28 protein-coding genes are annotated in these 26766 nt (G+C 35.8%); 20 read left to right on the plus strand and 8 right to left on the minus strand.

The window, feature by feature from the left end:
* Window positions 1-14 precede the first annotated feature (14 nt).
* From KG732_RS12085 to KG732_RS13185, 13 genes are all read left to right on the plus strand, one after another.
* Entirely contained in the window at window positions 15-1361 is a 1347-nt protein-coding gene (locus KG732_RS12085; protein ID WP_213524091.1) for an SPFH domain-containing protein, read from the plus strand.
* Window positions 1362-1389: 28 nt separating this feature from the next.
* The gene (locus KG732_RS12090) at window positions 1390-1743 is read left to right on the plus strand and encodes a DUF4339 domain-containing protein (RefSeq protein ID WP_213524093.1); all 354 of its coding nucleotides are present in this window, start codon (window positions 1390-1392) and stop codon (window positions 1741-1743) included.
* Between the two features lie 3 nt (window positions 1744-1746).
* Window positions 1747-2091 carry a hypothetical protein gene (locus tag KG732_RS12095; RefSeq protein ID WP_213524095.1) on the plus strand — a complete coding sequence of 115 codons (345 nt, stop codon included), beginning with the start codon at window positions 1747-1749 and terminating at the stop codon, window positions 2089-2091.
* Window positions 2092-2295: 204 nt separating this feature from the next.
* Complete coding sequence (locus KG732_RS12100; protein ID WP_213524097.1) at window positions 2296-3648, plus strand: hypothetical protein; 1353 nt, start codon at window positions 2296-2298, stop codon at window positions 3646-3648.
* 27 nt (window positions 3649-3675) lie between these two features.
* Window positions 3676-4194 (plus strand): hypothetical protein, encoded by a 519-nt coding sequence (locus tag KG732_RS12105; RefSeq protein ID WP_213524099.1) that lies wholly within the window; start codon window positions 3676-3678, stop codon window positions 4192-4194.
* 14 nt (window positions 4195-4208) lie between these two features.
* Entirely contained in the window at window positions 4209-4700 is a 492-nt protein-coding gene (locus tag KG732_RS12110; RefSeq protein ID WP_213524100.1) for a hypothetical protein, read from the plus strand.
* Between the two features lie 18 nt (window positions 4701-4718).
* The gene (locus tag KG732_RS12115; protein WP_213524102.1) at window positions 4719-5672 is read left to right on the plus strand and encodes a DUF6175 family protein; all 954 of its coding nucleotides are present in this window, start codon (window positions 4719-4721) and stop codon (window positions 5670-5672) included.
* 18 nt (window positions 5673-5690) lie between these two features.
* Window positions 5691-6659, plus strand: coding sequence for a hypothetical protein (locus tag KG732_RS12120; protein WP_213524104.1), 969 nt, complete (start codon window positions 5691-5693; stop codon window positions 6657-6659).
* A gap of 971 nt (window positions 6660-7630) precedes the next feature.
* The gene (locus tag KG732_RS12125) at window positions 7631-8233 is read left to right on the plus strand and encodes a DUF6088 family protein (RefSeq protein ID WP_213524106.1); all 603 of its coding nucleotides are present in this window, start codon (window positions 7631-7633) and stop codon (window positions 8231-8233) included.
* Window position 8234: 1 nt separating this feature from the next.
* On the plus strand, window positions 8235-9233 hold the full coding sequence (locus tag KG732_RS12130; RefSeq protein ID WP_213524108.1) for a nucleotidyl transferase AbiEii/AbiGii toxin family protein: 999 nt from the start codon (window positions 8235-8237) through the stop codon (window positions 9231-9233).
* 320 nt (window positions 9234-9553) lie between these two features.
* Window positions 9554-9892 (plus strand): XRE family transcriptional regulator, encoded by a 339-nt coding sequence (locus KG732_RS12135; protein WP_300980451.1) that lies wholly within the window; start codon window positions 9554-9556, stop codon window positions 9890-9892.
* A complete protein-coding gene (locus KG732_RS13180; RefSeq protein ID WP_367271514.1) occupies window positions 9883-10149 on the plus strand; it encodes a hypothetical protein in 267 nt (88 codons plus the stop codon). Before KG732_RS12135 ends, KG732_RS13180 begins: the two co-directional genes overlap by 10 nt.
* A gap of 125 nt (window positions 10150-10274) precedes the next feature.
* Window positions 10275-10364, plus strand: a complete 90-nt coding sequence (locus KG732_RS13185) for a hypothetical protein (protein WP_367271518.1) — start codon at window positions 10275-10277, stop codon at window positions 10362-10364.
* A gap of 384 nt (window positions 10365-10748) precedes the next feature.
* Here the strand turns inward: KG732_RS13185 and KG732_RS12145 are convergent, their stop codons facing one another.
* Genes KG732_RS12145 through KG732_RS12165 form a run of 5 tightly spaced genes read right to left on the minus strand, consistent with a single transcriptional unit; the run spans window position 10749 to window position 17375 of the window.
* The gene (locus KG732_RS12145) at window positions 10749-12446 is read right to left on the minus strand and encodes an ABC transporter ATP-binding protein (protein ID WP_213524109.1); all 1698 of its coding nucleotides are present in this window, start codon (window positions 12444-12446) and stop codon (window positions 10749-10751) included.
* Window positions 12424-13134, minus strand: a complete 711-nt coding sequence (locus KG732_RS12150) for a 3'-5' exonuclease (protein ID WP_213524111.1) — start codon at window positions 13132-13134, stop codon at window positions 12424-12426. The genes KG732_RS12145 and KG732_RS12150 overlap by 23 nt, the downstream gene beginning before the upstream one ends.
* A complete protein-coding gene (locus KG732_RS12155) occupies window positions 13134-15494 on the minus strand; it encodes a transglycosylase domain-containing protein (RefSeq protein ID WP_213524113.1) in 2361 nt (786 codons plus the stop codon). Before KG732_RS12155 ends, KG732_RS12150 begins: the two co-directional genes overlap by 1 nt.
* Window positions 15481-15978 (minus strand): gliding motility lipoprotein GldH, encoded by a 498-nt coding sequence (locus tag KG732_RS12160; RefSeq protein WP_292891962.1) that lies wholly within the window; start codon window positions 15976-15978, stop codon window positions 15481-15483. Before KG732_RS12160 ends, KG732_RS12155 begins: the two co-directional genes overlap by 14 nt.
* Complete coding sequence (locus tag KG732_RS12165) at window positions 15978-17375, minus strand: regulatory iron-sulfur-containing complex subunit RicT (protein ID WP_213524115.1); 1398 nt, start codon at window positions 17373-17375, stop codon at window positions 15978-15980. Before KG732_RS12165 ends, KG732_RS12160 begins: the two co-directional genes overlap by 1 nt.
* 195 nt (window positions 17376-17570) lie before the next feature.
* Between KG732_RS12165 and KG732_RS12170 the strand changes: the two genes are divergently transcribed.
* Together KG732_RS12170 and KG732_RS12175 are read left to right on the plus strand one after the other, a co-directional pair.
* On the plus strand, window positions 17571-18110 hold the full coding sequence (locus tag KG732_RS12170) for a hypothetical protein (protein WP_213524117.1): 540 nt from the start codon (window positions 17571-17573) through the stop codon (window positions 18108-18110).
* 129 nt (window positions 18111-18239) lie between these two features.
* Entirely contained in the window at window positions 18240-18602 is a 363-nt protein-coding gene (locus KG732_RS12175; RefSeq protein ID WP_213524119.1) for an HNH endonuclease domain-containing protein, read from the plus strand.
* 30 nt (window positions 18603-18632) lie between these two features.
* On the opposite strand, the gene KG732_RS12180 is transcribed toward KG732_RS12175, so the two are convergent.
* Window positions 18633-19142 (minus strand): YceI family protein, encoded by a 510-nt coding sequence (locus KG732_RS12180; protein ID WP_213524121.1) that lies wholly within the window; start codon window positions 19140-19142, stop codon window positions 18633-18635.
* A gap of 227 nt (window positions 19143-19369) precedes the next feature.
* Window positions 19370-20719, minus strand: a complete 1350-nt coding sequence (locus KG732_RS12185; protein ID WP_213524123.1) for a hypothetical protein — start codon at window positions 20717-20719, stop codon at window positions 19370-19372.
* A 478-nt stretch (window positions 20720-21197) separates the two neighbouring features.
* Here KG732_RS12185 and KG732_RS12190 point away from each other — a divergent pair, with 478 nt between their 5' ends.
* The 5 genes from KG732_RS12190 (at window position 21198) to KG732_RS12210 (ending at window position 24938) form a co-directional block, all read left to right on the plus strand.
* A complete protein-coding gene (locus KG732_RS12190; protein ID WP_213524125.1) occupies window positions 21198-21509 on the plus strand; it encodes a hypothetical protein in 312 nt (103 codons plus the stop codon).
* Window positions 21510-22178: 669 nt separating this feature from the next.
* Window positions 22179-22517, plus strand: a complete 339-nt coding sequence (locus KG732_RS12195) for a DUF6150 family protein (protein ID WP_213524127.1) — start codon at window positions 22179-22181, stop codon at window positions 22515-22517.
* A 511-nt stretch (window positions 22518-23028) separates the two neighbouring features.
* On the plus strand, window positions 23029-23748 hold the full coding sequence (locus KG732_RS12200) for a hypothetical protein (RefSeq protein WP_213524129.1): 720 nt from the start codon (window positions 23029-23031) through the stop codon (window positions 23746-23748).
* Between the two features lie 234 nt (window positions 23749-23982).
* Window positions 23983-24276: a hypothetical protein gene (locus KG732_RS12205; RefSeq protein ID WP_213524131.1), complete on the plus strand. Its 294-nt coding sequence runs from the start codon at window positions 23983-23985 to the stop codon at window positions 24274-24276.
* 296 nt (window positions 24277-24572) lie between these two features.
* Entirely contained in the window at window positions 24573-24938 is a 366-nt protein-coding gene (locus KG732_RS12210) for a hypothetical protein (RefSeq protein ID WP_213524133.1), read from the plus strand.
* Window positions 24939-25045: 107 nt separating this feature from the next.
* Here KG732_RS12210 and KG732_RS12215 read toward each other — a convergent pair whose 3' ends face one another.
* Complete coding sequence (locus KG732_RS12215; RefSeq protein WP_300980452.1) at window positions 25046-26065, minus strand: Fic/DOC family N-terminal domain-containing protein; 1020 nt, start codon at window positions 26063-26065, stop codon at window positions 25046-25048.
* Window positions 26066-26766 lie beyond the last annotated feature (701 nt).

A 26766-nucleotide genomic window follows, 5' to 3' on the forward strand; every position in this document is an offset into this window, starting at 1 on the left:
TCAAAAAATGAAATATGGGAATATTCGGTAAAAAATCAGAAGGCGGATTAATGGACGTAATCCGCTGTGACGAACAAGAATATCTTGTTTGGAAATGGCGACCTTCGGGAGAAGCGAATAGCACAAAAAAAGAAAATTCCATACGTTACGGAAGTAGTTTGCGAGTTAAAGACGGAGAACTTGCCGTTTTTGTTTACCAACAAAGAGATGGGGAAAATCAAGATTTTATACACGGCCCTTATGACCAAACTATAAAAACCGCAAACTTTCCAATATTAACAAATATCGTGGGGGCTGCATTTGGTGGAGCATCACCATTTCAAGCAGAAATATATTTTATGAACCTTTCGGGTAATGTTCAAATAAGATTTGGCATTCCTTATTTTGATGTTTTCGACCCTCGATTTTTGGATTTTGCGGTACCAATGGCAGTAAGGGGCACGCTTACCTTTAATATTACAGATTACAAAGGCTTTATAAAATTAAATCGTCTAATAAATTTTGAATTAGATGATTTTAAAAAGCAAATAAAAGATGCTGTAACCAAGTATATTAAGGGTGTTGTAACAAACATTCCATCCGATAATGGAATACCTGTGTTACAAATGGAAAGAAAAATCCTTGAAATAAATGATTTAGTTGCAAAATATTTAGGTACTCGACTTGAAACAGATTTTGGTGTAAACATGAAAGGTTTGGATATTGCAAACCTTGAAGTTGACAAAGAAGCTGAAGGATATGCCGAATTAAGAAAAGTTACAGCAGAACAGACAACAAAAACTGTTGGAGCACAGACAGACGTAAATATTAAGAATTTACAGGATACTCAGGAAATCAACGCTACGAATATGGAGGAAACACTTCGTATTCAAAGAGAAGAAGCACAACGGGCACAAAAACTTCAAACAGAAGGACAAAACATATCTGTTCATCAATTAAACCAACAAACAGAAGTAGCCAAAACAGCAGCTGAAAGTATGGGGAAAATGGGCTCTGGCGGCGGTTCTGGCGGCGGAGGCGGAATGATGGATCCCGGCTCAATGATGGCAAGTATGGCAATGGGCGGTGCAGTTGGCTCTGGCATGGCTGGAGCTGTTGGTGGTATGATGCAAGGAATGAACGAACAAAAACAAACTCCACCACCACCACCTCAAGTTCAATATAATATTTCAGTAAATGGTCAACAAAGTGGCCCGTTTGGATGGCAACAGTTACAACAAATGATTCAAAGTGCTCAAATTACTAAAGACACTTATGTATGGAAACAGGGTATGGCTGGTTGGGAAGTAGCAGGTAATGTTCAAGAACTTGCAAATTTATTTGGAGCAGTACCTCCTCCTCCTCCTCCACCTGCACCTTAATTTAGTATTAACATCTAAAAAATGTATTATGGATGATAGTAGCTTTTTTTCAATGGACAGATTAGTTGAATTTGGTATGGGTATTACTGTCGCACAACAAATGGTTAGGGCCATGAATGAATCAATGACTAGTATGAATATTCCCGGTGCAATGAACCAAATGCAAAAACCAAAAGAAATATTTTTCTACGCAATGATTGAAGGATTTCAAGCAGGACCATTTTCAGAACACGAATTGGCTCGGTTGATAGCAGAAAAAAAAGTTTCAAAAGAAACTTATGTTTGGATGCCACCTATGTCAAATTGGGAAATGGCAGAACAAATTCCAGAAGTTTTAAAGTTGGTTGCATTAACTCCACCGCCATTTCAACAAAATAAATAGCTGATGAGAATAAATCTTGTGCAAACAACAATAGCCATAGCAGTAAGTGCTCTTATCACTTATGGCTTATATAATTTTTATGTTGGGGACAATAAAAACCTTTTAAGTGCAGGCAGTTTTGTGTTTCTTACAACGGCACTGATAATGACTATTGGAGCAAGTTTTGAGCCTCCTAGAACTACGACCAATATTAGAGTTGTTTCTGGAATTTTCTTTGCAATTGCTCTGATTAGCAACCTGATTTTTACGTTTATTAATTTTTCTGTCCCAAGTTATGTAATTGTTAATGGAATTTTATTGTTAGTTTTTATTTTGATTGCTTACTCGATAAACAAATCAAAACAATAGCCAACGCATCAACCAAAGCTTTTTCAAAGAGTGCAATTTGTCTTTGCTTTACGAAACATTTTTATATTTGAGAATTGACATATGTAGAGTACCACCTTAACCGAATTGAATTGAATTGAGAAAATGTAGAGCAAGAAAACTACAATAAAAACAAGGCGAAATCTGAAAAGCCATACGAGTAAGAAAAATTATAATTTTAAAATAATGAGAAAATTAATTTACACAGTTTTAACGGTAGCATGTTTGATAGGAACTACTCAAGCATACGCCCAAGAGTCGAACGAAGACTTTAAATATCGCAGGAGTTCTTTATCAATGATTCTCATTGAGTCTGAAAGTTTCCCTAACAAGGATGCAGTAATGAGTTCATGGAACAATTATCCGTTTCCTGATAAGTATAACAAGCATGATATTGATTTAAAATCATTTAATATTAATTCAATTGTATTATCAGAACAAGAATTACTTAGTGCAGGATTTTTGAAAGACACTTTAACGAATCCTCTTCAAATTGCAAAAGCAATAGGAAGTTTAAAACCTGTTAAGTATCTAAATGCTGAAGAAAGTATTGCAGTTGTTATGCCTACTGAGAAACAAGAATATCAATTAAAAATTGATAAAGTAATTAATGACAATAAATTAGCAAATAAGGTAGTAGAAAAATGGTTTAATAGGAGTGCTGACGGTAAATTCGATATGAGTTTAATCCAAGAGCGAGGGTTTTATAACGCATCTGAATTGGAAGCAAGTATCGCACAAGGTCAAACAAAAGGATTGGCATCCCTTGGTGATGCTGGAGAAGAGTTAATCAGAAATTCTTTTGTGACTTTTACGAAGTTAGAGTTTATAGAAAATGAACCTGCAGCTGCTCTTGTTCGTGATGCAGCAAAAGCTCAGATAGCTAAATCTATGGCGGGCAAACCACAAATGTTTATCGATAAAGCGTTACAAGCTGCTGATGCTGCATATGAGAAAACAAAGGAAGGGTATTCTTTATGGTCGAAAACATGGTTGTATCAATTGAGTTGGAATGAAGAAATAGCTGCAATTTTTTATAATGACTTGTGGTCTGATCCTTCTGCTTTTGACAAATCTGATTTATTTAGTCTTGAGTTTGTTGGGGTACAGTACAATCAAAGCTTAGTTACTTTCAAAATTGGAGAAACCCGTACACAAGAACAAATAATAGACCTTGCTCTAGTAAGAAATGTTAATAATGCTTTTGCTAAATTACAAAAGCAAAATGATGTGTTCAAACCAAAAGTACCTGTGATTTCAGTTAATCCAATTACTGCTCAAATTGGCATGAAGGAAGGTTTAAAAGGCGGAGAAAAGTTTGATGTACTAGAAATGACATTAAATTCTAAAACCGGCTTAACAGAATATAAGAAAGTTGGTTCAGTCCAAGCAGACAAAAAAATAGTTTGGGATAATAGATATAATGCAGGGGAACAAGTAGAACAAATGCAAGATAAAAATGGAAATCCTATCAATGGAACAGCTTTTAAAGGAAGTAAAAAAATCCAGTCGGGGATGTTGCTAAAGCAAGTAAAATAAATATTCGTAAACATTAAAGAAATCAACATGAAAAATATACACATAGTACTGATGTTTGTTGCATTTTTGACTTTGCCATACTTTTGTATGGCTCAGTCAAAAAAGAAAGCTGACAAAGAAACTGCTCAATGGAGATATGAAATTGAAGCAGTAGGAACAGGAACTCAAGGTACCTATCAAATAAAAGTTTGGTCATATTCAAAAAAACCTGAAACAGCCCTAGAACAAGCAAAAAAGAACGCTGTTCATGGTATAATTTTCAAAGGATTTCCTGATAAAGACAGGATTAAAGGGCAAAAAGCATTAGCACAAAGTCCAAATTTGGAGCAGGAAAAAGAAGATTTTTTCAAGGATTTTTTTAACACTGGGGGGAAATACCAAAAATTTGTTACTCTAACTAATAATGGTGCTATTGCCGCAGGTGATAGAATTAAAATCAGTAAAAAAGAATACAAAATAGGTGTTGTAGTCAATGTTAATAAAGATGCATTACGAAAAGATTTGGAAGATGCCGGAATTATCAAAGGACTTGGCAGTGGTTTTTAATAAAATAAATAGGAATGAAATATTTAAATTATACAAAAATACTTTTTGTAATATCAATAGTTTTTATTTCTTGTAATTCTCAAAAGAAAATTGCCGGGAATTACTCCTACAAAACAGAATGTCTTGGGATTGAAATGGATGGCTCGCAAACTGTTAAGGCTTGGGGCAATGGAAGGAATAGATTTGATGTAATTGAACAAGCAAAAAAAAACGCTGTTAACGATGTTCTTTTCAATGGCATTTATGAAGGTAAGCAAGATTGCGAAAAAAGACCTGTTGTTGTAGAGGTGAATGCTCGGCAAAAACATGAGGCATATTTTAATAAATTCTTTGCTGATAATGGCAATTACAAAAAATTTGTATCATTAAAAGACGAACGCATTGGTCAAAAAGTATCAAGAGATCGCAAGAGAGCACGCCAGAGTGTTACTCACGGTGTTGTTATACGTGTTCTCCGTGCAGAACTAAAGCAACAAATGATTAAGGACGAAATTCTTAAAAATTAACAATTTAAAAGTAAATATATGAGACATTTAATTTTAGCATTTTTATTGGTTTTATGCACAGCAAGTGCTTTTTCACAGGCAAAAAAACCAACAATTATGATTGTGCCAAGCGATGTTTGGTGTAATACAAATGGTTATATGATGGAGTTTGATAATCAAGGATTACAAGTTAAGGTTCCTGATTATAAAAAAGCTTTACAAGAAAATTCAGATTTGTTATTAGTTATTAGTAAAATAAACGAATTAATGGCAGATAGAGGTTTCCCACTTAAAAATTTGGAATCATCTCTTAAGTCATTAGAAAGTGAGGCTGCAGAAGATGCCATGTTAACCAGTAAAGGAGGAGGAGAGATTAATGAAAGTCCGATAGATGCATTAAAGAAAGTCGCAAAAGCAGATATTTGGATGCAAATGACATGGACAGTTAATACTACGGGACCTAAAAAATCAATTACTTTTAATTTACAAGGATTAGACGCTTATACCGATAAGCAAATTGCTGGGGCTTCTGGTACTGGTGAACCATCATTTACTGCCGAATTGCCAGTATTATTAGAAGAAGCCGTTCTCTCACACCTTGATAATTTTAATGTACAACTTCAGAATCATTTTGATGATATGTTTACAAATGGTCGGGAAATTACGCTTCGCATTATGACATGGGATACTTGGGATTATGATTTAGAAACAGATGAGTTTGGAGATGATGAACTTGGATTTTTATTAGAAGATTGGGTGGCTAGTAATACTGTTGAGGGCAGATTCTCGACCTCAACTTCTACGGAGAACATGATGTTAATGGAACAAGTTCGGATTCCTTTGTATAACGAAAGAAATGGCAGGCAAAGAGCACTAGATGCCAGAGGATGGGCAAATGGATTAAGAAAATACTTAAAGGATACTTACGAAATTGAATCGAAATTAATGATGAAAGGTCTTGGTCAGGCTCAATTAGTTTTAGGTGAAAAATAAATTTTGAAAATTAGAGAGATGAAAAAAATAACATTAATAATCGGATTTTTTCTTTTCAATTATGTTTTGTTTGCTCAAAACAATCAAGGGAAAGCAGATGATGCAGGGCGTATAGCCCTTGCATCGGTAGTTTCTGATCAAATTGAAGGACTAACGCCTTCTGCTCAATCAAATTTGCAGAACAAATTAAATCGTATTGCTACAAAAAATGGTATGGGAGGCAGTTCTTTAAATAATCGTTTTATTATTACAGCCAATGTTGTTATTTTAACAAAGGATATTACTCCTACTGCCCCTCCTATGCAAGCATATACTTTAGAAATAACTCTTTACATTGGTGATGGTGTTGAAGGCACTTTGTTTTCAAGTACATCAGTAACACTAAAAGGTGTTGGTAAAACTGAAACTAAAGCATATATGGCTGCACTAAAAAATCTAAAAGTTTCGGATCCCAAATACCAAAGTTTTATTGAACAAGGAAAAAATAAAATAATAGAGTATTATAATAGTAAATGTGATTTTATTTTGAAAGAAGCTGATGCGCTAGTTAGTCAAAATGAATTTGATGCGGCCATTGCAAAATTAGTTTCAATTCCAGAGGTTTGTAAAGATTGTTTTGATAAAGCAATGGATAAGGTTGGACCCATATATCAACAACAAATAGATAGGCAATGTAAAGTTGATTTGGCAGAAGCAAAAAATGTGTGGAATGCAAATTTAGACGGTACAGGTGCAAGTAAAGCATCGAATTATCTTGGAAATATAGATCCAAATTCATCTTGTTATAATGAAGCACTTAACTTTTCAAATGTGATAGCAAAAAGAATAAAAGAATTAGATCAACGTGAGTGGGACTTTAAGTTAAAACAACAGCAAGATGATGTTGATATTCAAAAATCTACGATAAAAGCTGCTCGTGATATCGGAGTTGCTTATGGTGAAAATCAACCACAAAATATTCAATACAATTACAGAGGTTGGTATTAGTAAAATTAGATGCAGGTAATTTTACGAGCCTTTTGCCAAAGCCCCACGAGGTTACTATTTACCAATTAATGTGCAAAGAGCTTGCAACGACATTACAACTAGAGAAATTATTTTAAAAATTGCCGGTACTTTAAAATAATAAAAAACGCTGACATACGAGCCGACTAAAATCGAAGAAAGTTAAATATCAACGACAAGAAAACTGAATAATGACCATGGTTTATAAGACGGTAAGCTTTCCTAAAAATAGGCCAATTATAGACCCAGCCAAAATCAGTAAATTTTAATTATTTTGGCTGTACTCAGTTTTTGAGTTTACTAATTATTTGAGTCAAAGAAGCTTATACCTACTTCCAAAAGCTTTGTATGGTGGAGAATAATGTACATATCCTGCATAATAAAGTTCGATATTTGTCGGATTTCTTGTACTAAAGACTCTTCTTAACTGAAGAGTTTTTTTTATTTATGAAAAATACAATCATCTCAACTAAAGGGACGCAGTGTTTACTGCCGAGCTTGCCTCGGCACCCGTCTCGAGTACTAAAGACTCTTCTTAACTGAAGAGTCTTTTTTATTTATGAAAAATACAATCATCTCCAATAAAGGGACGCAGTGTTTACTGCCGAGCTTGCCTCGGCACCCGTCTCGAGTACTAAGCCCTTTTATAATCATTTGATTATGAGAGGTTTTTTTATTAAACAAGTTTATTTGATACCGTTTGCCTCGTATTTGCCCCGAAATCATTAAATAGAATGTTTTTTATGTAGTTCACCTACTGAATTACAAAACATTTTAACGTTGGGTCTTCTATGGTTTAGAACATGCATTAAATTAGTGTGTTTATTCAATAGGATGACGGTCGAAAATAATACTCTAAGGTTTAGTCTTTTCCTAATATAAACACTACTCTTTTCACACAGTATATTTGTCACAATTATTTACTATATTTGTGACAGATTATATATTTAAAAATGGCTATATCTGTCGAAAAAAAAGTAAAAAAAGCAATTACCAATTATAAAAAGGGGAAAATATTTTTCCCGTATAACTTCTCTAAGTTTGGAACTTCTACGGCAGTAAGACAAGCCTTAAACAGATTAGAGGACGATGAATTTCTTTTAAGATTAGCTCACGGAATTTACCTTTATCCAAAAAGACATCCAAAATTTGGAATTTTATACCCTAGTATTGATGAAATCGCTATAGCAATCGCTAATAGAGATAAAGCGAGAATAATTCCCACAGGAATACACGCTTTAAATAAATTAGGTTTATCTACACAAGTTCCTATGAATGTGGTCTACTTAACAGACGGGTCTTCGAGGTCAATAAAAATCAATAAAGGAAGTATCAAATTCAAAAAAGCTTCGCCAAAGCTACTTTCTGTAAAAAGTGATAAAATCATACTTATAATTCAAGCTTTAAAAGAATTAGGACAGGAAAATATAAGTTCAAAAGTCAAAGAAAGAATAAAGCAAATATTATTAACCGTTGATAAAGATATTGTTACACATGATATAAAACTTGCACCTCAATGGGTAACCGAAATTATCAAAAAAATAATTGAACAATAAAATGGAAGAGTGGTTTAAACTTAGCGAACACGATAGAAGAATTATAATAAATCAAGCAAGTACAAAGAGTGGATTACTTCCTGTAGCTGTCGAAAAAGATTTATGGGTTATTATAGCTTTGCAAGCTATATATTCAACAGAGGTCGCTAAACATTTAGTTTTTAAGGGAGGAACATCTTTAAGTAAAGCTTGGGGAATTATAGAAAGATTTTCAGAAGACATTGATTTAGCTATTGATAGGTCATTTTTTGGTTTTAAAGGAGAATTGAGTAGAGCTCAAGTTAAGAACCTTAGAAAAGCGTCCTGCAAGTATGTAGCCGAAAAATTCCATATCCTTCTTGAAAAAGCTCTTTTAAAAAATGGAGTTAAAGAATTTGAACTAAGCGTTACTGAATTTGAAGAATCTGACACAGACCCTTTAGCCATAGAAATAAGATATCTATCATTAGTTGAGCAACAGGAATATTTACAACCGAGAATATTAATAGAAATTAGTTCAAGGTCACTCATTGAACCATATGAAAATAAAAAGTTATCATCAATTATAAGTGAAATTTATCCAAATGAAAATTTTGTTGACCACCCAACAAATATCCCAACAGTAATTCCAACGAGAACTTTAATTGAAAAGATGTTCTTATTACACGAAGAATTTCAAAAGCCAAAAGATAGAAAAATTAGAAGTGAACGAATGACAAGACATCTTTATGATATTTCAAGACTTATGGACACAGAATATTTAGAAAAAGTAATTTCTGACAAAAATTTATATAATACTATTATAGAACACAGAAGTAAATTGACAAAAGTCTCTTGGGTAGATTATGATAAACATAACTATAGTACTTTAAACTTTATTCCGCCAAAAGAAATTATAGATGAGTATGAAAAGGATTATAAAGCGATGAAAGAAAGTATGTTCTATGGAGAAACAGATTCATTTGAAAGTCTAATAAAAAAATTAAAAAAACTGAACGATAGAATTAATAATTTGGAATAAAACTATCCTTAATAACTTAGATAAAAAATAGCGGCTGATGGTTAAATGAATTCAATTTCCTGCTTTTAATAAACAATAAAACTATCTGAAAAGTCCGAACATTAAATCCCGCTACTATTCTTATACTAGACCGTTGTTTTTTGTAAACATATACATTTACATATATTTAATTTTGTAAACTTAAAGATTTACAAAAAATGAGAAACAAGCGGAAAATTTTAATTGAGCAATTGGAACAAAAGCTACAACCTTTCTCTCCAACTAGAAAAGTCTTGGTCCCTTAACGTGGATGGACCAACACCATTCGTACAACGCTACATATGACAATGGCCCAACTTGGGGCCAAACTAAATATCACAAGACAAGGAGTGAAAAGAATTGAGGAAAGCGAAGCTAATGGCACGATAACACTCAATTCCTTAAAGGGTGTAGCCAATGCAATGGATTTAAAATTGGTATATGCACTAGTCCCAAAACACGGGACCATTAACCATTTAATACAAGTAAAAGCAGAAAAGCTTGCTCAAAAAATAGTGTTGCGGACCAATCAAAATATGAAACTAGAAGAGCAAGGAATTGGAGATGAAAAAATAGCCGAAACTATAAAGGAACTCGCTAGTGAAATAAAACGAGAGATGAGAAAGTCACTATGGGATTAGAATTCAATTATGAGTATGGGCAAACAGCATTAGACGCAGAAGAAAAGCAAGGTCTTAAAATATACTCAATTACCACTCACGGAGAGTTAGATGAATTTGAGCAATTGAATATTGAAAAAGCAGTCGAATGTACTATTCACTCAAAATTGAAACCTGAAAACATTTTGACAGAAAAGTTTAGTAAGGACTTACACAAAAAAATGTATGGTGATGTATGGAAATGGGCAGGTGAATTTAGGAGAACTGAAAAAACATAGGAGTCCGGTGGACACAAATCGGAATTGAATTGAAAAATTTACTTGAGGACACAAAGTATTGGATTGAAAACAAAACCTATTTACCATAAGAAGTTGCTATTAGATTTAAACATCGAATAGTATCTATTCATTGTTTTCCTAATGGAAATGGAAGACATTCAAGAATGATGGCAGACATCATAATAGAATCCATATTTGGGAAAGAAGTATTCTAGTGGCATTAGTCAAATATGGTTCAAGTTAACGAAACAAGAAAAGAGTGTATTAAAGCTTTAAAAAAAGCTGACGATGGAAACCTTGCACCATTAATTAAATTTGCAAAAAACTAAACCCAACAATGGCTATAAGTAATTGCTTGCATCTATTTTTTCTTAAGCCTTAATAAATAAACAAGACCAAACTCGAGGGAGTGATTTTAATCTAAGAAAATTAAAAGGAAGAGTACCTCATGTGACTTCAAGTGCGTTTTACCACAAAGAACTGAAGTAAACCCAACTCTTTTCTTCATTCATTTGATACAAACACTACAGGCTGTAGTAATTATTTAGCTAGCACTTATTTTCGTTTACAGTTTTAATGGTACTAAATCAACTAAAAAATCACCCAGGAATAGCAGCAATCAACTTCTTAGTATAAGCACTCTGCGGATTTTCATACAACGCATCGGCTTCGTTTTTTTCTTCTATTTTTCCTTGGTTCATGACGATGACCTGATCGCAGAAGTACTTGACTACTGCCAAATCATGAGAGATGAACAAATAAGAGAAGCCAAAATCTTCTTTGAATTCGTTGAGCAAATTCAACACTTGGGCCTGTACCGAAATGTCCAGCGCACTGACGCTTTCGTCGCAAACGATCAGCTTGGGTTCTAAGGCCACAGTTCTTGCGATTCCTATACGTTGTCGTTGACCACCACTAAATTCATGCGGATACCTGTTGTAGTGCTCTTCGGTAAGTCCTACGCGTTTTAATAAATGCAGCACTTTTTCTTTTCTATCAGCGCTGTCAGAACCTATTCCATGCCATTTCATAGGTTCTATAATCGCTTGTCCTACGGTAAGCCGCGGATTCAATGAAGCAAAAGGATCTTGAAAGATGATTTGGATTTCCTTTCTTAACTTGCGCATGGCCGCAGCTTTTAAATGGGTAATGTCTATACCTCGATATAAAATAGTACCGCTGCTCACATCCTTCAAACGCAGAATCAGATTTCCTAAGGTGCTTTTCCCGCAGCCACTTTCTCCTACCAGCCCTAGGCTTTCGCCTGGGTACAGATTAAAACTCACTCCGTCTACAGCTCTAAAATACTCTTGTTTAGCGAACAGCTTTTTGGGTAGTGGAAAATCTTTGACAACATCAATTACTTGTAATAAAGGGCTCTTGTTGTAGATGTTCTTATGCGATTCTTGACGTTGCTCTTTAGTCACTAACTCATCAGACACCTTGTGTTCTACAAAATCACTGATGGTCGGTAAGTTGCGAGGCCGCGTTTTGGTGCTTGGTCGGGAAGCAATCAGCGCTTGTGTATAGGCTTCTTTTGGGTGTTTAAAAATGTCGTTTGCCGCTCCTTCCTCTACAATTCGGCCTTGATACATTACTATAATCCTGTCGGCTATGGAGTGGACTAAGGAAAGATCGTGAGAGATAAAAAGTATGCTCATCCCGTATTCTTTTTGAAGACTTTTAAGCAGTAGTATAATTTCTTTTTGAACCGTTACGTCAAGTGCAGTGGTAGGCTCGTCTGCAATGAGTAATATAGGTTTACAAGCTATTGCCATAGCGATCATCACACGTTGCATCTGTCCGCCACTGATCTCATGAGGGAATTTTGAAAAGGTAATCTCAGGGGAAGGGAGTTGTACTTTTTCAAAAAGCTGCAAGACTTCTTTTTGAGCGGCTGCTGGCTTTATTTTTTGATGTTGTAGCAACACCTCCATTACTTGATTTCCACAAGAAATGGTAGGGTTGAGAGAGCTCATAGGTTCTTGGAAGATCATGCTGATCTCGCTTCCGCGAAAGCGGGACCATTCTCCATCTTCTAGTGCTAACAAATCTGTTCCTTGTAAAGAGAGTTCTTGAGCCGTTATTTGTGCGGTTGCAGAAGGCAAAAGTCCCATAAGGGCTTTGCTGCTAACCGATTTACCGCTTCCAGATTCTCCCACTACAGCGAGAATCTCGTTTTTATAAATGTCAAAACTAATGTCGTGCAAGACTTGAACGCGTTGTTTTCCATTAGAAAAGCTTACGTTCAGTGCTCTTATGGAGGCTATGCTGTTATTTGGAGATGATTTGCTCATCTGTAAGTAAAGGTTCTTTGCGTAATTTAAGTAGTATTTGTGCTACCGCCACCACGTCTTTTTCACAGTAGGTAGCAATGCGTTGTAGGTCGTGATCTTGGTAATAGACATCTCTAACTTGTGAGCCATCGATATCGTCTTTAGGCGAGGGTATTCCCAATATACGAGTCAGTAATTTAAGACTGGTATAATGTTTATAATCTCCAAATTTCCACAATTCTAAGGTATCTAAATGTGGGACCTCCCAAGGTTTCTTTCCAAAAAGATTCAGCTGGGAAGGGATGTCTATTCCTAGAATTACCATGCGTCTTGCGATATAAGGAAAGTCAAATTCTTTACCATTATGAGCACACATCAAATGATTTCTTCCTGAAAAGTGTTCATTGAGTAATGCAGCAAACTCTTCTAACAAGTCTTTTTCTTCACCTACAAAACTGCGGGTTCTAAACTGCTGTCCATCGCGATTTACAAAGTAACCAACAGAGATGCACACGATCTTACCAAACTCTGCCCAGATACCGGCACGATCATAAAATTCGGCTGGAGTGAAGTCTTCTTTGCGCTGGTATTTCGTCTTATCGGCATACAAGTGCTGGTCGATTTCTTCCAACTGGTCAAAACGCTCCTGCAGCGGTACCGTTTCTATATCAAGAAACAAGATATTTGCTAAGGATAGTTTAGAAATCATTACAGCATGTCTAATTCGTTAGTACTACTATTAGGTTGATCAGCACCTTTTAGGGGATCGTTGCCTTGACTTTTTTCATATTCATCGCAGTCTACTTCAATAGAGAGATTTTCTGGCTTTTTAAAAGGCTCTTTAGAAATGTTTAAGGTGGTATCTGCATACATACGTTTCATATAACTTCCCCAAATAGGAAGGGCCATAGTAGCTCCTTGACCGTATTTAGTGCTTCTAAAATGTACAGCTCTATCATCGGCACCCACCCAAACACCAGTGACTAAATTAGGAACCATTCCCATAAACCATCCATCAGAATTGTTTTGAGTGGTTCCTGTTTTACCAGCGATATCATTCTTAAAGTCGTATGGATAATCGGTAATCACTTCTTTATAAAAGTCGGTATTTGCAGCCCAAGTACTGTTGCCTCTCAACTTTGCTCCACTACCTATTTTGGTCACACCCTCCATCAAGTTTACAGTGACATAGGCGGTTTCTGGATTCAAAACATCTTTGCTTTCTGGCACGTATTGATAGAGCACCGTACCGTTTTTATCTTCTATACTGGTTACCAAAACAGGTTTGTTGTAAATTCCACCGTTTGCAAACACCCCATAGGCAGCTACCATTTCATACAGACTTACGTCTGCAGTACCTAATGCAAGTGAAGGTACGGCAGCCATATTTTTTGTGTCTATTCCCAGTTGGCCTGCGCGATCTACCACTGGTTGAGGGCCTACTTCATCCATTAAACGCGCTGAAATGGTATTTTTAGATTTGGCCAAGGCCTCTTGTAAGGTCATGATATTTCCATAATCACCATTAGAATCTACCGGTGTCCAATCGTTCATGTTACCGTGTTTGCCAGCAGGAATGGTATATTCTCCGTCAGGATATTTTTTACAGGGGCTGTATTTCAATAAATCTATCGCAGCAGAGTATAGGAAGGGTTTAAAGGTAGATCCCGCCTGACGTTTACCCAATTCTACATGATCGAACTTAAAATACTTGTGGTTGATCCCGCCTACCCATGCTTTTACATGTCCGGTTTGAGGTTCTAAAGACATCAGGCCTGTGTGTAAAAACTGCTTGTAATAACGTATGGAATCCATAGGAGTCATGATCGTATCACGCTCTCTAAACTTTGATTTCCAATCAAAAATAGTCATGTCGGTTTTTTGATTAAAACTTTTAATAATAGCAGCTTCATCAACACCTTTTTTCTTCATTTCTCTCCATCGTATGGATCTTTTCATTGCAGACTTGAGGTTGCTCTCAATTTGCGAAGCTGTTAGATCGGTAAAAGGAGCTGTTTTATTGCGCTTTTGTTGATAGTCAAATTCTGCTTGCAGGCGTTCCATGTGTGCATAAACGGCTTCTTCAGCCATTTTTTGCATTCTGTAGTCTATGGTCACATTCACTTTGAGTCCATCGTTGTAGAGGTTAAAGGGCTCTCCAGTTTCTGGATTGATATGCTCTTTGGTCCAATCGGTGAGCCAGGACCTCAGGTTCTCGCGGAAATAAGTCCCCATTCCTTCGTTATGATCAGCTGAGTTGTAGTCTAATTTTATAGGGATCGCTGTAAGGCTATCCTTTACCGCCTCTGTCATTTTACCATTGCGTACCATTTGATAAAATACTTGGTTACGTCTATTCAATGATTTTTCTTTTGACACCTCTCGATGGGGATTGTATTGTCTCGGATTTTTAAGCATGGCCACCAAAACTGCACTTTCAGAAACGCTTAGCTGTTGAGGTTCTTTTCCAAAATAAATATTGGAGGCGCTTCTTATTCCTATGGCTTGAAATAAAAAATCAAATTCATTTAAGTACTGAGTGATGATTTCTTCTTTGGTGTATTGTTTTTCTAATCTTGAAGTAATGATCCACTCGCGTATTTTTTGAATGATACGTTCTACTTTATTGCTGCTGGCTTGTTCTGTAAAATAGAGTTTTGCCAGTTGCTGGGTAATGGTACTCGCACCACCTTTGGTTCCTAAAAATGCGACAGCTCTTGCCGTTCCATAACCATCAATGCCGCTGTGCTTCCAAAAACGCTCGTCTTCTGTAGCTACTAAAGCGTCTATAAGATTGGTGGGTAAATCGTCAAATTTTATAGGTTTTCTATTGTCGTTATAGAAACTTCCTAAGGTTTTCCCGTCTGCGGTTAGGATTTCTGTAGCCAGTTCGGTCTGCGGGTTTTCTAATACGGTGTGGTCTGGTAAATCACCAAAGACTTCCCATGCGGCTAATAAAAACATTAAAAGCACAACTCCTGCGCCTACTGCATAGACCTTCCAAAAGAGTGAAATATTTTTCTTAGTTCCTTCTTTTCCTTGAGTTATTTGTGCTTTAGTTGCTCCCATTTTGCACTTGTTTTTCGATACTATATCCTACTTCGAGTATGCCTTTGAGTTGTACATCTCCTTTTACTTCTCCAGTTTTTCTCATCGCGTGTTTTAAGGCCAGTTGATAGGTTCCGCTTTCGCGAAAGCGGAACCCTTCTTTTAACCACAGTTTATTTTCATACACATCGTTAGAACCTGATCCTAAAAAGCTGCCATCTGCTAGTGCCATGCGGTATTGTAATGTATCTGTAACGACTTTTCCTTGTGGAAATTTTATTTGTGAGATCAACCAGAGGTTATTGTATTCATAATCGTGCGTATTGCGCAGGTTAATGAACAGGTTGTAGCTTGCTAGGCTGTCTTGTTGGGGGATTTGAAAAGTGACTACTTCTTCAATTGGCCACCCACTTTGAGGTACGTCATGGTATACTGCACGCACCAACTGCTCATCACAGGAGCTGGTTAGAATCATTACGGCTATAAATAATAGGTACCTGTTCACTACTCTTCCTTTTTAGGTGGCTGGTTGCCATCGTTGTTGCGATTGCGATTTTTATTGCGGTTGGGGCGGGACTTTTTAGACCTAGAATCCTTGTTGGCATTGGGTGGTTGATTGGGTCGATCTGTTTTCTTTTCAGGAGCACCAGGGCTGTTGGCACTTCTGTTTTTAGGTTGAGGTCTATGTTTCCGCTTTTGAGTTCCTTCTTTAGCAGCAGGAGGAGTTGCGGTAGCTGTAGAGGGAGCAGCGTCTGCCTGGTTAGCTCTGTTATCGCTTTTAGGGCGGCGCTTTTTGGTGCTTTTGTTGCGTGTTTTAGGTTGGTCAAAACGAGTTAAACTATCTTGTCCGACCACATTTTCAAAATTCATTTCTTCTTCAACAAGTAATTCGATAGCATATTCTTCTAGGCTACTAACACTTTCTTTGGCTTTGTTTTTAGCAACGATTTCATGAACTTGATCGGTGGTAAGCGTATGCCAGTTCATCCACTCGCCGTCGTAACAAAACCACATCAGTCCTTTGAAAATATCTATTTTTTGACAGATCGCAGTTCCTTTTTCTATGTAGAGTTTTTGATTTTGTTTAGGAAAGTTACTCAATGCATCCATATAGGAATCCAGCTCGTAGTTGAGACAGCATTTGAGTTTGCCACACTGTCCAGCAAGCTTTTGCGGATTGAGGGATAAGTTTTGATAACGCGCTGCGCCTGTTGTTACTGACCTAAAATCTGTCAACCAGGTACTGCAACACAATTCCCGACCACAAGAACCTATACCTCCCAGACGGGCTGCTTCTTGACGCAAGCCTATCTGACGCATTTCGATTCTAGTTTTGAATTCGCCAGCATATTCTCTGATGAGTTCTCTAAAATCTACACGTTCATCTGCGGTGTAGTAAAAGGTGGCTTTAGACCCGTCTCCTTGAAATTCAATATCAGAGATCTTCATTTGTAGTTGTAGACGAATAGCGATTTCACGAGCACGTATTTTCATAGGCTCTTCTTTCTCTCGAGCAGCCACCCATTTTTCAACGTCCTTGTCATTGGCAATGCGGTATACTTGGGGTATTTTTTCGTCTGTTTTAACGCGTTTGCGTTTCATTTGCACCCGAACCAATTCTCCAGTAATGGTAACGATACCTATATCGTGGCCGCTTTCTGTTTGAGTAGCGACGATGTCTCCTATCTTGAGTTGCAGGTCATCTTTATTGAGAAAGAATTCTTTACGGCCGTTTTTAAAACGCACTTCGACATAGGGGAACTGTTTTTGACCATCGGGCAACTCCATGTTGGCCAACCAGTCAAAAACGGTTAATTTATTGCACCCACTTGTTCCACAGGTGCCGTTATTTTTACATCCACCAGGGGTACTACCACTCGATCCACAACTATTACAGCTCATTCTTGTATTCTCTATATATTGAAATTGAAACGATTAACTCGCTCAATTGAAGTCCTTCCTTGAAACGTAAAGATAGGAATTAAAATTGTGGGATTTGGTGGGGGATAGTGTCACATTTTGCCTCTCATTTTGTTTTTAATGATATTAGTGTCTGTTTTACCATATATTGCGAGTGTATCGTATCAAAAGCTCTTAGTGACTCAACTTCCCTACAATTCAAATCTTTCTTCTGCAAAGCTAGCTTCGGTGTTTAAAAGCACCAGTGCCACCTATAAATTTTATTGGTTTTGGGCGATTTTAGAAGAAGTAGAGCAGGGGAAAACAGTTATTACAAAGAGCGACATTTTCTCTAGGATGATGGCTCTTTCTTGGTATACCGTTAATTATTTCCGCATCTCTTTTGGGAAGCAGGATTTAATTCAAGATGCGGTTAGAGAATTAAGTGCTATTGAAAACATTCCGTTAGATGCGTCTAAAGAACACATATTAAATAAATTAAGAGGATCAACTCATCCTCAAACTGTTTCCATTTTAGCACATTTTGATAAAAACGTTCCACATAAGTTTTTAAGTCCCTGGCTAGGTTCTGGTAATAAAAGCGCTATTTATCAGCGCTCAATAAGTACAACAAGTGATGCCCCGTATTCTTTATTCAGAGATCAAATTGTCATTGCTAATCATTGGAAGTATTATTTTGAAGTGAATATGGGTATTTTAAAGGCCTTCTGCTATTGAAATCTCACGCTGTTTTTTCAAAGTAGAAATCCTAATGTCCCCGATATAGCCAATAAAATCTACCGATCTATTCAACGAGGAAACTTAAACACTCATAAAACTAAATTTTGGAATCTCGTTATTGAAGAGATGGGTCCTGTAGCATGTATTTATACCGGAAAACCACTCGGTATAGGGGATTATGTTATCGAGCATTTTATTCCTCATCAATTTGTTGCACACGACCTGATGTGGAATCTGATTCCAGCAGACCAAAGTTTTAATTCTCATAAAAGCGATAAACTACCTTCTTTTGAAACATATTTTGATTCCTTCTATGAGCTTCAAAAAACCGGATTAGAATTGGTCAAAACAAAAAATCCGAAAAATAAATTCTTAGAAGACTACTTATCTGTTTTTCCAGACTTGGATATGGATAAAGATACATTTGCTGATCATATTAAGCCTATGCTTACTATAGCTCATAATAACGGGTTTCAGTATTTGAATTAAACGACTTTATAAAACACAAAATATCGAATCTTAAACCCCCTCAAGTTGAAGTTCCATCACAATAGTCAGCTTGTTGTTCGTTCGCTCTTTATCAATAGTAATGTCCCAATCGCTGGTATAAATAGTGCCGCTGATTTTTATAAGGCCGTCTGTTTTTACTGCTGTAAAAGTAACCGGCTTTGAGATTCCTTTTATAGTCAGATTTCCCAGTACGCTATAGGAGGCAGTTCCCTTTGCTGTAATAGCCGTACTTTCAAAATAGATGCGCGGATAATCACTTCTGTTAAAATAGGTTTCCCACATCAAATGCCCGTCTCGTAAAAAATTACCCGTTTCTAAACTACTCACACTTACAGATCCTTTTATTTTCGAATTTTCAAGTTGGCTGAGATCTATTTCAGATTGTGATTGAATATCCCCTATACTTCCAGTGACCTTCTTACTTTCAAAGGTGAAGCTTATTTTAGAAGCTGTGGTGTTGATTTGGCTAAAGCCTAAGACGGATATGCATAGGAGAAGGAGTGTCAGTATGGTTTTCACAGTAAAAGTGTTTTGGGATTTTAAAAATACGGCTTTTGAGAGGCTAATTTTGTTAAGGCTTATTCCAATACCTACAAGAAATCACCGAATGACCTTTCGTATGGTTGTGCCCGTATAAGCAAGCTAATTGTAGCGTTGCCTTAAATGCGTCATCTCAAGATTGGAACAACAAAACACTTTAATAATAAAAACAGTGTTTGGATCTTTACGCGTTCAAAAATAGCAGGTTAGTTTTTTATAATAATTAAATTAGGGTTGAGTTTAATAAGCTTATAGCGTTTATCGTTTTTACTGTTTATAATTATAAAAAACTCTTCTACGTTGCCGCCTAAATGAGGTCGTAATTTTTCTTGAATTTGGCTGATTAACATTTTCCTCTTTTTTTTAAGGGCATCATAAGAACCATCATATTTTAGTTCTTGCATCAAATTTGATAATGGAATGTAGCTTTTCTGTTGGGCCAAATAGCTTAACAATTGGTACTCTTCTTTTGTGAAATCATTAATCCAATAGCCTTTATAGTGGATTCGGCTGGTGCTTATGTAAATGCTTAATTTATGATATTTTTTATACCACTTGTGGCTTAAAGCACCTATTCCTAACAGCAGAAGAAGAAATATTCCATATGTGGACACTTCTTTGATTTGCAGTCCTGTCTCCTGATACAGGGCTTGTGTATCTAAAATGTTGTATTCTAAATCCGAACGGCTTACTTCTTCGTATTTTAATTGGTTTGTGCCATAGGTCTGATTTTTTATTTGATACATGCTTGTCGCAGGCGAGTATGTCAGAAGGTTAAAAGCGGGATGGTAATTGGCCTTGGTAGCTATACGGCTGAAGCTGTTGTTTGTAAAGTCAATCATAAAGTTTTTATCTACGCCCTCGATATAGAGCAACCGTCCATCATCTAATTGGTTGATTTTTACAAAAGGGTGCTTGATAGTTAATGCTTCATGACTTGTGTTTCCCAAATTTTCGAAAGTTAAATTTTCTAGGTCTAACTTGTATACTTCGAGGTTGGTATCATGGGTTACATGGTAGTCTCCTAAATTAATAAAATATAACTGATTGTTTTTTACACTAAAAAATTGACTGGTAATATATTCAGGAACGTCTCCAAAAGTTGTCACTAATGACCATTCCCGGTCTATAAAGTCATATTTAATTAAAATGTTTTTTGTGGTAAAAAGGCCATACCCTCCAAGAATGTAGATAGAACCATTGTAGGTAAAATGAATGGAATCATATTGATTTTTATGGCTAAATGATTGGTCGTGACGTTGGAACTTTTGATTAGAATACGATACGACTACACCACCAGCACTATCATAAAGGTAGGTCTTGCCATTAATATGCGCCACTTTCATAAGGGACAAGTTGGAGGTATCGGTATAAAGATGGTTTACCTGTTTGATTTGGAAGTCATGACCGTACAAATAAGTGGAGTCATTTAAAAATAGGATGGGTTGCTGCGTTTCATGGTCCCAAAAACTTGTGTTGGTTAGGTTAAGGTCTGTGAATTGTGCGGGAAGGCTCCAGCTTATAAAAAATAAGAAAATGAATGTGTGTATTCTCATATAATAGATCTAAACAACCGCCCTTTTTATTGAAAAATTGGCGGAACGTAGCATGGATTTAAAAATTAATGAGCGGAATATCTTACAAAATACTATAAAAATACAGAATTAGAAAAATAAAAAATTAGTAAACCCTACTATTGGTTGGTGTATGGGGCTGTTTTGAGGGTAAAGCTCCATATTATCAATAGTTTAGGGCATTAAAATAAATTAGGAACAAATAGGAATAAATAGGGGGAACACAGGGTTCCCCCTATTTATTTGAAATTTAGGCTTGTATTTTTCTAGATTTGAATTTGTAAGATGGGGTAAAAAAAGGGTTTTAACCTATTGCAGCTGCAATAGGTTGAGCAAGTTGAAAACCAAGTCGGTCAGCGAAAGCTTATGTGACTTTAAAGCAAATTAAAGTAGAGACTAGAGCCCACACAAAAGAGGAATCGTATTAAGCAAAATGGGGCATTACACAGCATGAAATTAAATGAAAAAATTACTAATCATATTGGGGACACTAATCTTTGCAATAACAATTCTAACTATTTGTGGTGGTACAACCACTGAAAAATGCAAAATGGATATCAGGGCTTATGAGTTTGGTCGTGAGATGCAAGCATGGTCTGAATTACTAGGGGAGGGGTCATTAAATAAAGCAATTGAAGAGTATTCCAACGGCCTTGGCATTAATGCGCCGTATAACGCAAGTAACGATTGTGTTAAAAGGGGGTATGTTGATGCTGAAGCCGGTATAGACAGCCCTTATCATCAGGAAAGAAAATCTTGGGATTCATTTTAAAACACGCTGTAAGCAATTAAAAATACATGCCATCTTATTAGTGAAGTGGGTGGCTCCGCTACATTAAAATTATAAAGAAGAACAGACCATCTCATGATTATGTTCATAATGTTATGATTAAAAACAGTTTTGAAACTTTTAATTTCTAGTTCATATAGTCAAAGGCAAATTTCCTGCAGTAGCTATGGCACTTATGGGTTGAATTCAGCGAATATTTAAAAATGAAATTACAAACTAAAAATGCGTGATTTGTTTAGACTTGCGCTGCCATTATTGTGTTTGTCGCTGCTAATGAAGAGGATACTATTAAAATATGTTTGGAATTGGGTGTCTGTAAACACCTTGATATCTAGAAACAATGGCCTACATAAAATGCATAAGCATTACAAATCTTTTAATCAGCAGTGGGCTAAAATATACCATGAATTCCTTATTATCGAGGATCGTCCAAATATTTACTTAGGTCCGTGAGCATTTAAAAGGGTGTAAAGTTGATTGTTATAAAAGAATTTAGGGGAGAAATAAATGATCGAGAATTAGCGCCTCTCATTACGTTTGTGTTAATTGGTAATGAAGTTGCACCATCTCTTTTTAATTGCACGTGACTTTTGGAAAGCCGATCCAATAGTTTTTTATTATTTTTAGAACGGAACCCAAACAATTCCTAATATGAAAGCAATGATACTTACGATCATTTTATTAATAGGTACTACTATTAGCTTAAAAGCACAAAAGGTTTTTTCGGTACAATATGCCAATCAAGCAGCTGTAAAAATATTTGTAGTAGATTTTGAAAACCAAGCCGACCTTAAGGTATTTAAAGTTACGCATCAAAATCAAGCAGGAAAAAACGATGGAAAATGGTTTTTTACCGAGTACGCTAACCAAGCTGCCAAAAAATTATTCTTTGTTGATTATCAGAATCAAGCCGATTTAAAGATATTCTTTGTGGATTATGAAAATCAAGCGGGTTGGAGAAATAAATCAAAACAGCATTTGATGTATTGATGATTAGTTGTTTGAGGGGATGATTTAACATATAATCTATACTACTAATTCTAACACAGACTGATAGTATAATACAAATTCACATCATAAAAATTACTTGAATGATTTGAAAGCTAATTTGTTCTATAAATTCTTTTTTAGTTTCAAATTGGTCGGGCCAGGAGTTAAACACATAATGTCAGTTAAATGCTGCTTCCTCCCTTTTTTCAATGGTGAATTGATCAAAGTATAGCTACTGGGGTCCTGAACAAAAATATTCCTCATCAAAACCTTCACCTTCTATAGAGTAATGTTTAAGCTTAGCTCTGAAATGTTGCTTTTTATATTGTTGGAGTCTATAGAATAGTTGAGGCCTAAACTGTCTAAATCTCTTATTCATTTGGTTAACTGTTCAATAATTTTTAAAATCATAATTGACAGCTCATGAATATCATTGGACATCTATTTTTTAATAACTCCACGTTCAAAAAAAAAGATTAGTATTTTTATAATTATATTTTTCAAATCAACCATGAAAACAATTAAAATTTCTTTTTTTCTTTTATTAATTTCATCTTGGGCATTTTCTCAATGTAGTTTGCAAAATGCTCCTAATAATGCAAATAGCTACTTAGCTAGTACCAAAAATTCCTTGCTGGACAACTTGATTTTTAGTCAAAAGGCTAAATTAGAATCACTTTTTGGGATACAAGTAAAACTTAACATTTCAAAAGGAACTAACGGATTAGCGTATCCATTTTGCAGTTTGGATAATTGTAGTGGAACCATAGATTTGGGAGTTGATTTATTAAAATCAGAGTATAAAAAAGAAGTAGGCAGCTATTTTATTATTGGAATACTAGCTCATGAGTTTGCTCATTTAGTACAATTTAAAAATAATATGCATTTTGACAGCACAGTTCAGCAAGAAATTCATGCTGATATTCTCGCGGGTTGGTATCTAGGCTACTATTTTGATCAAGTTATTGGCGACAGCCCGGACAGGTACCTAGGTGCTAGTGATTTAATGTATACTATTAAAAAATTTAAAAATGAGCTCAAGATTTCTTTTGGTCAAATAGGGGATACACAGTATTATTCGGTGGAGCACCACGGAAATTTTTTAACAAGATCAATGGCATTTCATCATGGAATAGATTCATATGACAGAGGGTTCAAGAATTGGGAAGCTGTTTTTTTTAGGTGGGGAAAGAGGGATGCAACCTCGTTAATAAAAAAATGGGATTATTGAAATTCAATATTTGTATTAAAAGCAGACTACCTCTATGTAGGTTGGTAGGCTTGCCTATTAACAGGACAAGTGCTAATTCGATTTTACTACTTTAAATTCCAACCATTGCTGATTGGGATGTTGCTCCCCCTGTTGACGAAAAATGCAGCTATAATGCGATGATAAAGTATTTGACTATCAAGAAACTGAATGGATATTATTAGTTTTTTGTTTAATTTTCAAAAAATAAGTAAAATGAAAAATTCAAAAAGCATTAAACCAAGGAGATTAAAAGGTACAGGTTACATCATTGGAGCGATTATTGGAATTATTGCAGCCATTACAGCATTTGTTTTCACAGAAAAAATAGCCATTTCTATACCATTGTTTGCTGGACTCAGCATTCCATTAGGAATGAGTATTGAGCAAAAATTTCAGAATCAAGCTACAGAGAAAGGCACGCGAACAAAGAAATTATTGATTGCACTCATCGTGGTCGGCGTTTTGTTATTTCTCTCAATTTTTATTTCAAAATTTATATTAGCATAACTTGACTAGCGTGTCTTGAAGACATTCCGTGTATACTCATTGCTTCGGATTGGTTATCCAAAGCTAGAAGAAAACTATGGGGTTAGCAAATGAACGATTACTTGGTGAGGTTCAATTCTCAGCTAGGGTTATCAAATCGTATCGCTCCATGTTAGAACGAATTTTCGAAGCAGAAGACTCAAGTAGGGCAAAATAATACAGAACACAAAAGACGAAATTCAACATCTTAAATAACGTAAAAACCATATACAAGATGAGTATATGGATGGTAAGATTTCATCACTTGAATAAAGGAGTTGAAAATGACCATTGATACGAAGGTGTATGAAAAGGAACGTTCCTTGAAGGAGATGAATGAAGAACTTTCACCTTACAAAGAGTTCTTAAATAGACACGTACCTGCATTGGAAGATTTAACCTCATTATATCAAAAAGTGGATGGTAAGACCAAGAAACAGATATTGATCTGCATCTTTTCAGAAAAAGTCCATTTTGAGAATGGAAAAGCTGCAGCACCCACGTACACACCCCCAATTGACATTTTAATCAATGCCAGAGGGGTTTTGGAAGGTTCTAAAAACAAAAAAGAGGTCATTTCTGACCTCTTATGCACTCTGGCTCCCCCTGTTGTCAGAAGTTGCAGACAGAACTTTGTGTTATAATGAATTAGGTTCTCAATACATAATTGGGTTTTGAAGGTTTCAACATAGGGGACCCTTACAGTACTTCAGTAAATTGAACTCTCACATCGAAAGTGCCTTTGGTGTTTTTAGTTTTCCAGAATGTTCATTAATGGCCGGTTCAGATATAATTTTTCTTTACCAACCTTTATTGATTTAAGGAAACCTGCTTCTTCTAGTGCTATGAGATAATTCCCAACTGTTTTCGGGGTGCCTAAATCTGCGTTAATCAGGTTTTGTCTCTTAGTGTAAGGAAGTTTGAAGATGACTTCAACTAAATCTTTGGAATAGACTTTAGGGAGCTTCTCTTTTATTTCTTGTCCGGTAGTATCCATGAGTTGAACTATTGACTCTAGTCTTTCTAAACCTTTAATTGCCGTTGTTTCTACCATATCCAGCATGTAGCGTATGAATGTAGACCATTCGTTATTCTCCGTTACAGATCTTAATCCTTCATAGTACATGTCTTTGTGTTTAATTATGTACTCACTCAGGAAAAGAGCAGGTACGTCCAAGAGTTTCTCCAGTTTTAATTGAAGTAAAAGTAGAATGCGACCTGTTCTTCCATTTCCGTCTGAAAATGGATGTATTGCTTCAAACTGGTAGTGTGAAATAGCCATTTTTATAAGAGGGTCTATTGAATCATTTTCATTGATAAATGTTTCGAGATTGGCCATTTTCTCTCGTATCACTTGTTCTCCCGAAGGCGGAGTGTAGATTACTTCTCCTTGTCGGTTGGATAGTGTAGTCCCCGGTGTAGTTCTAATTCCCGCAGTATTTTGTTTAATACACTGTACGAGCTCAATACAAAGGTTAGTTGTTATGAATGGTCGTTGCTCGAGTCGACTAAACCCCAACCAAATAGCTTCTTTATAGCTAATCACTTCCTTGGTTGCAGCGTTGTCGAATTTCTTATCTGCAACTACAGCTTGATATAGGTCGTCATTAGTCGTAATGATGTTCTCGATTTCAGAACTTGCCTTTGCTTCTTGTAGGTGAAGTGTGTCCAGAAATAGACTAGGGTTGGGAAGATTTCTTATTGCACCATTAAGTTGAGCTAAAGCTCTACTAGCCCTAATGGTTTTTGTTAAAATCTCCTTAGTCTCCAATTCAGCTTGAGGAGGAAGTAGCGGGAGATCATTATACGGTTGAGATTTATTGAAGCCCTTCATAACGAGAGTAACTTTTACACTTGAATTCTTAACGAGGGTAAAAATACAAAATAATTACCCTTATTGTATTTTAAGAGGTCGTCTTTACTCTCGTTTGTTGACATGAGGCACAATTTTTCGGTTATGAAACGTAAGGCATATCGCCAACCCGCCAGCTCGCTCCTTCGCTAAAAATCTCTACTGGACATTTTCTCAACGGCCAGCGCACCATCTCGCCTCTCACAAAAATTCATCCACTGGATGAATTTTGGTCGTTCGATCGCCTCATTTGGCTCTTCTCGCCCTTCGAGGGGTTGTCTAGTCCTAAATAAACGATACAGATTATTAAAGATTAAATTTATTATTTAAATCTCATTGAAGCCGTTAAGAATAACAATGGTAAGACATCTTTTTTGCCTTATTTAAACCGTTTATTTGATTTAAAAGAATCAATAGTTGCAAGGGCATTGATTTAGCATAATGCACCAAAGCACGTTTAAAAATAATCTTTTTTTATTAATACCTTATTTAGCGTTAAACTGGATAAGGTATTTTTAATTAATAGTTACAAGGGTATTAATTATATTTTATTAAAGTTACCGTACAATAATCGTACAATTTAAAGCATAATAAAGCCTAGCTGACTAAATATTAATTAA

Source organism: Nonlabens sp., from assembly GCF_018401815.1.
Classification (GTDB): domain Bacteria; phylum Bacteroidota; class Bacteroidia; order Flavobacteriales; family Flavobacteriaceae; genus Nonlabens.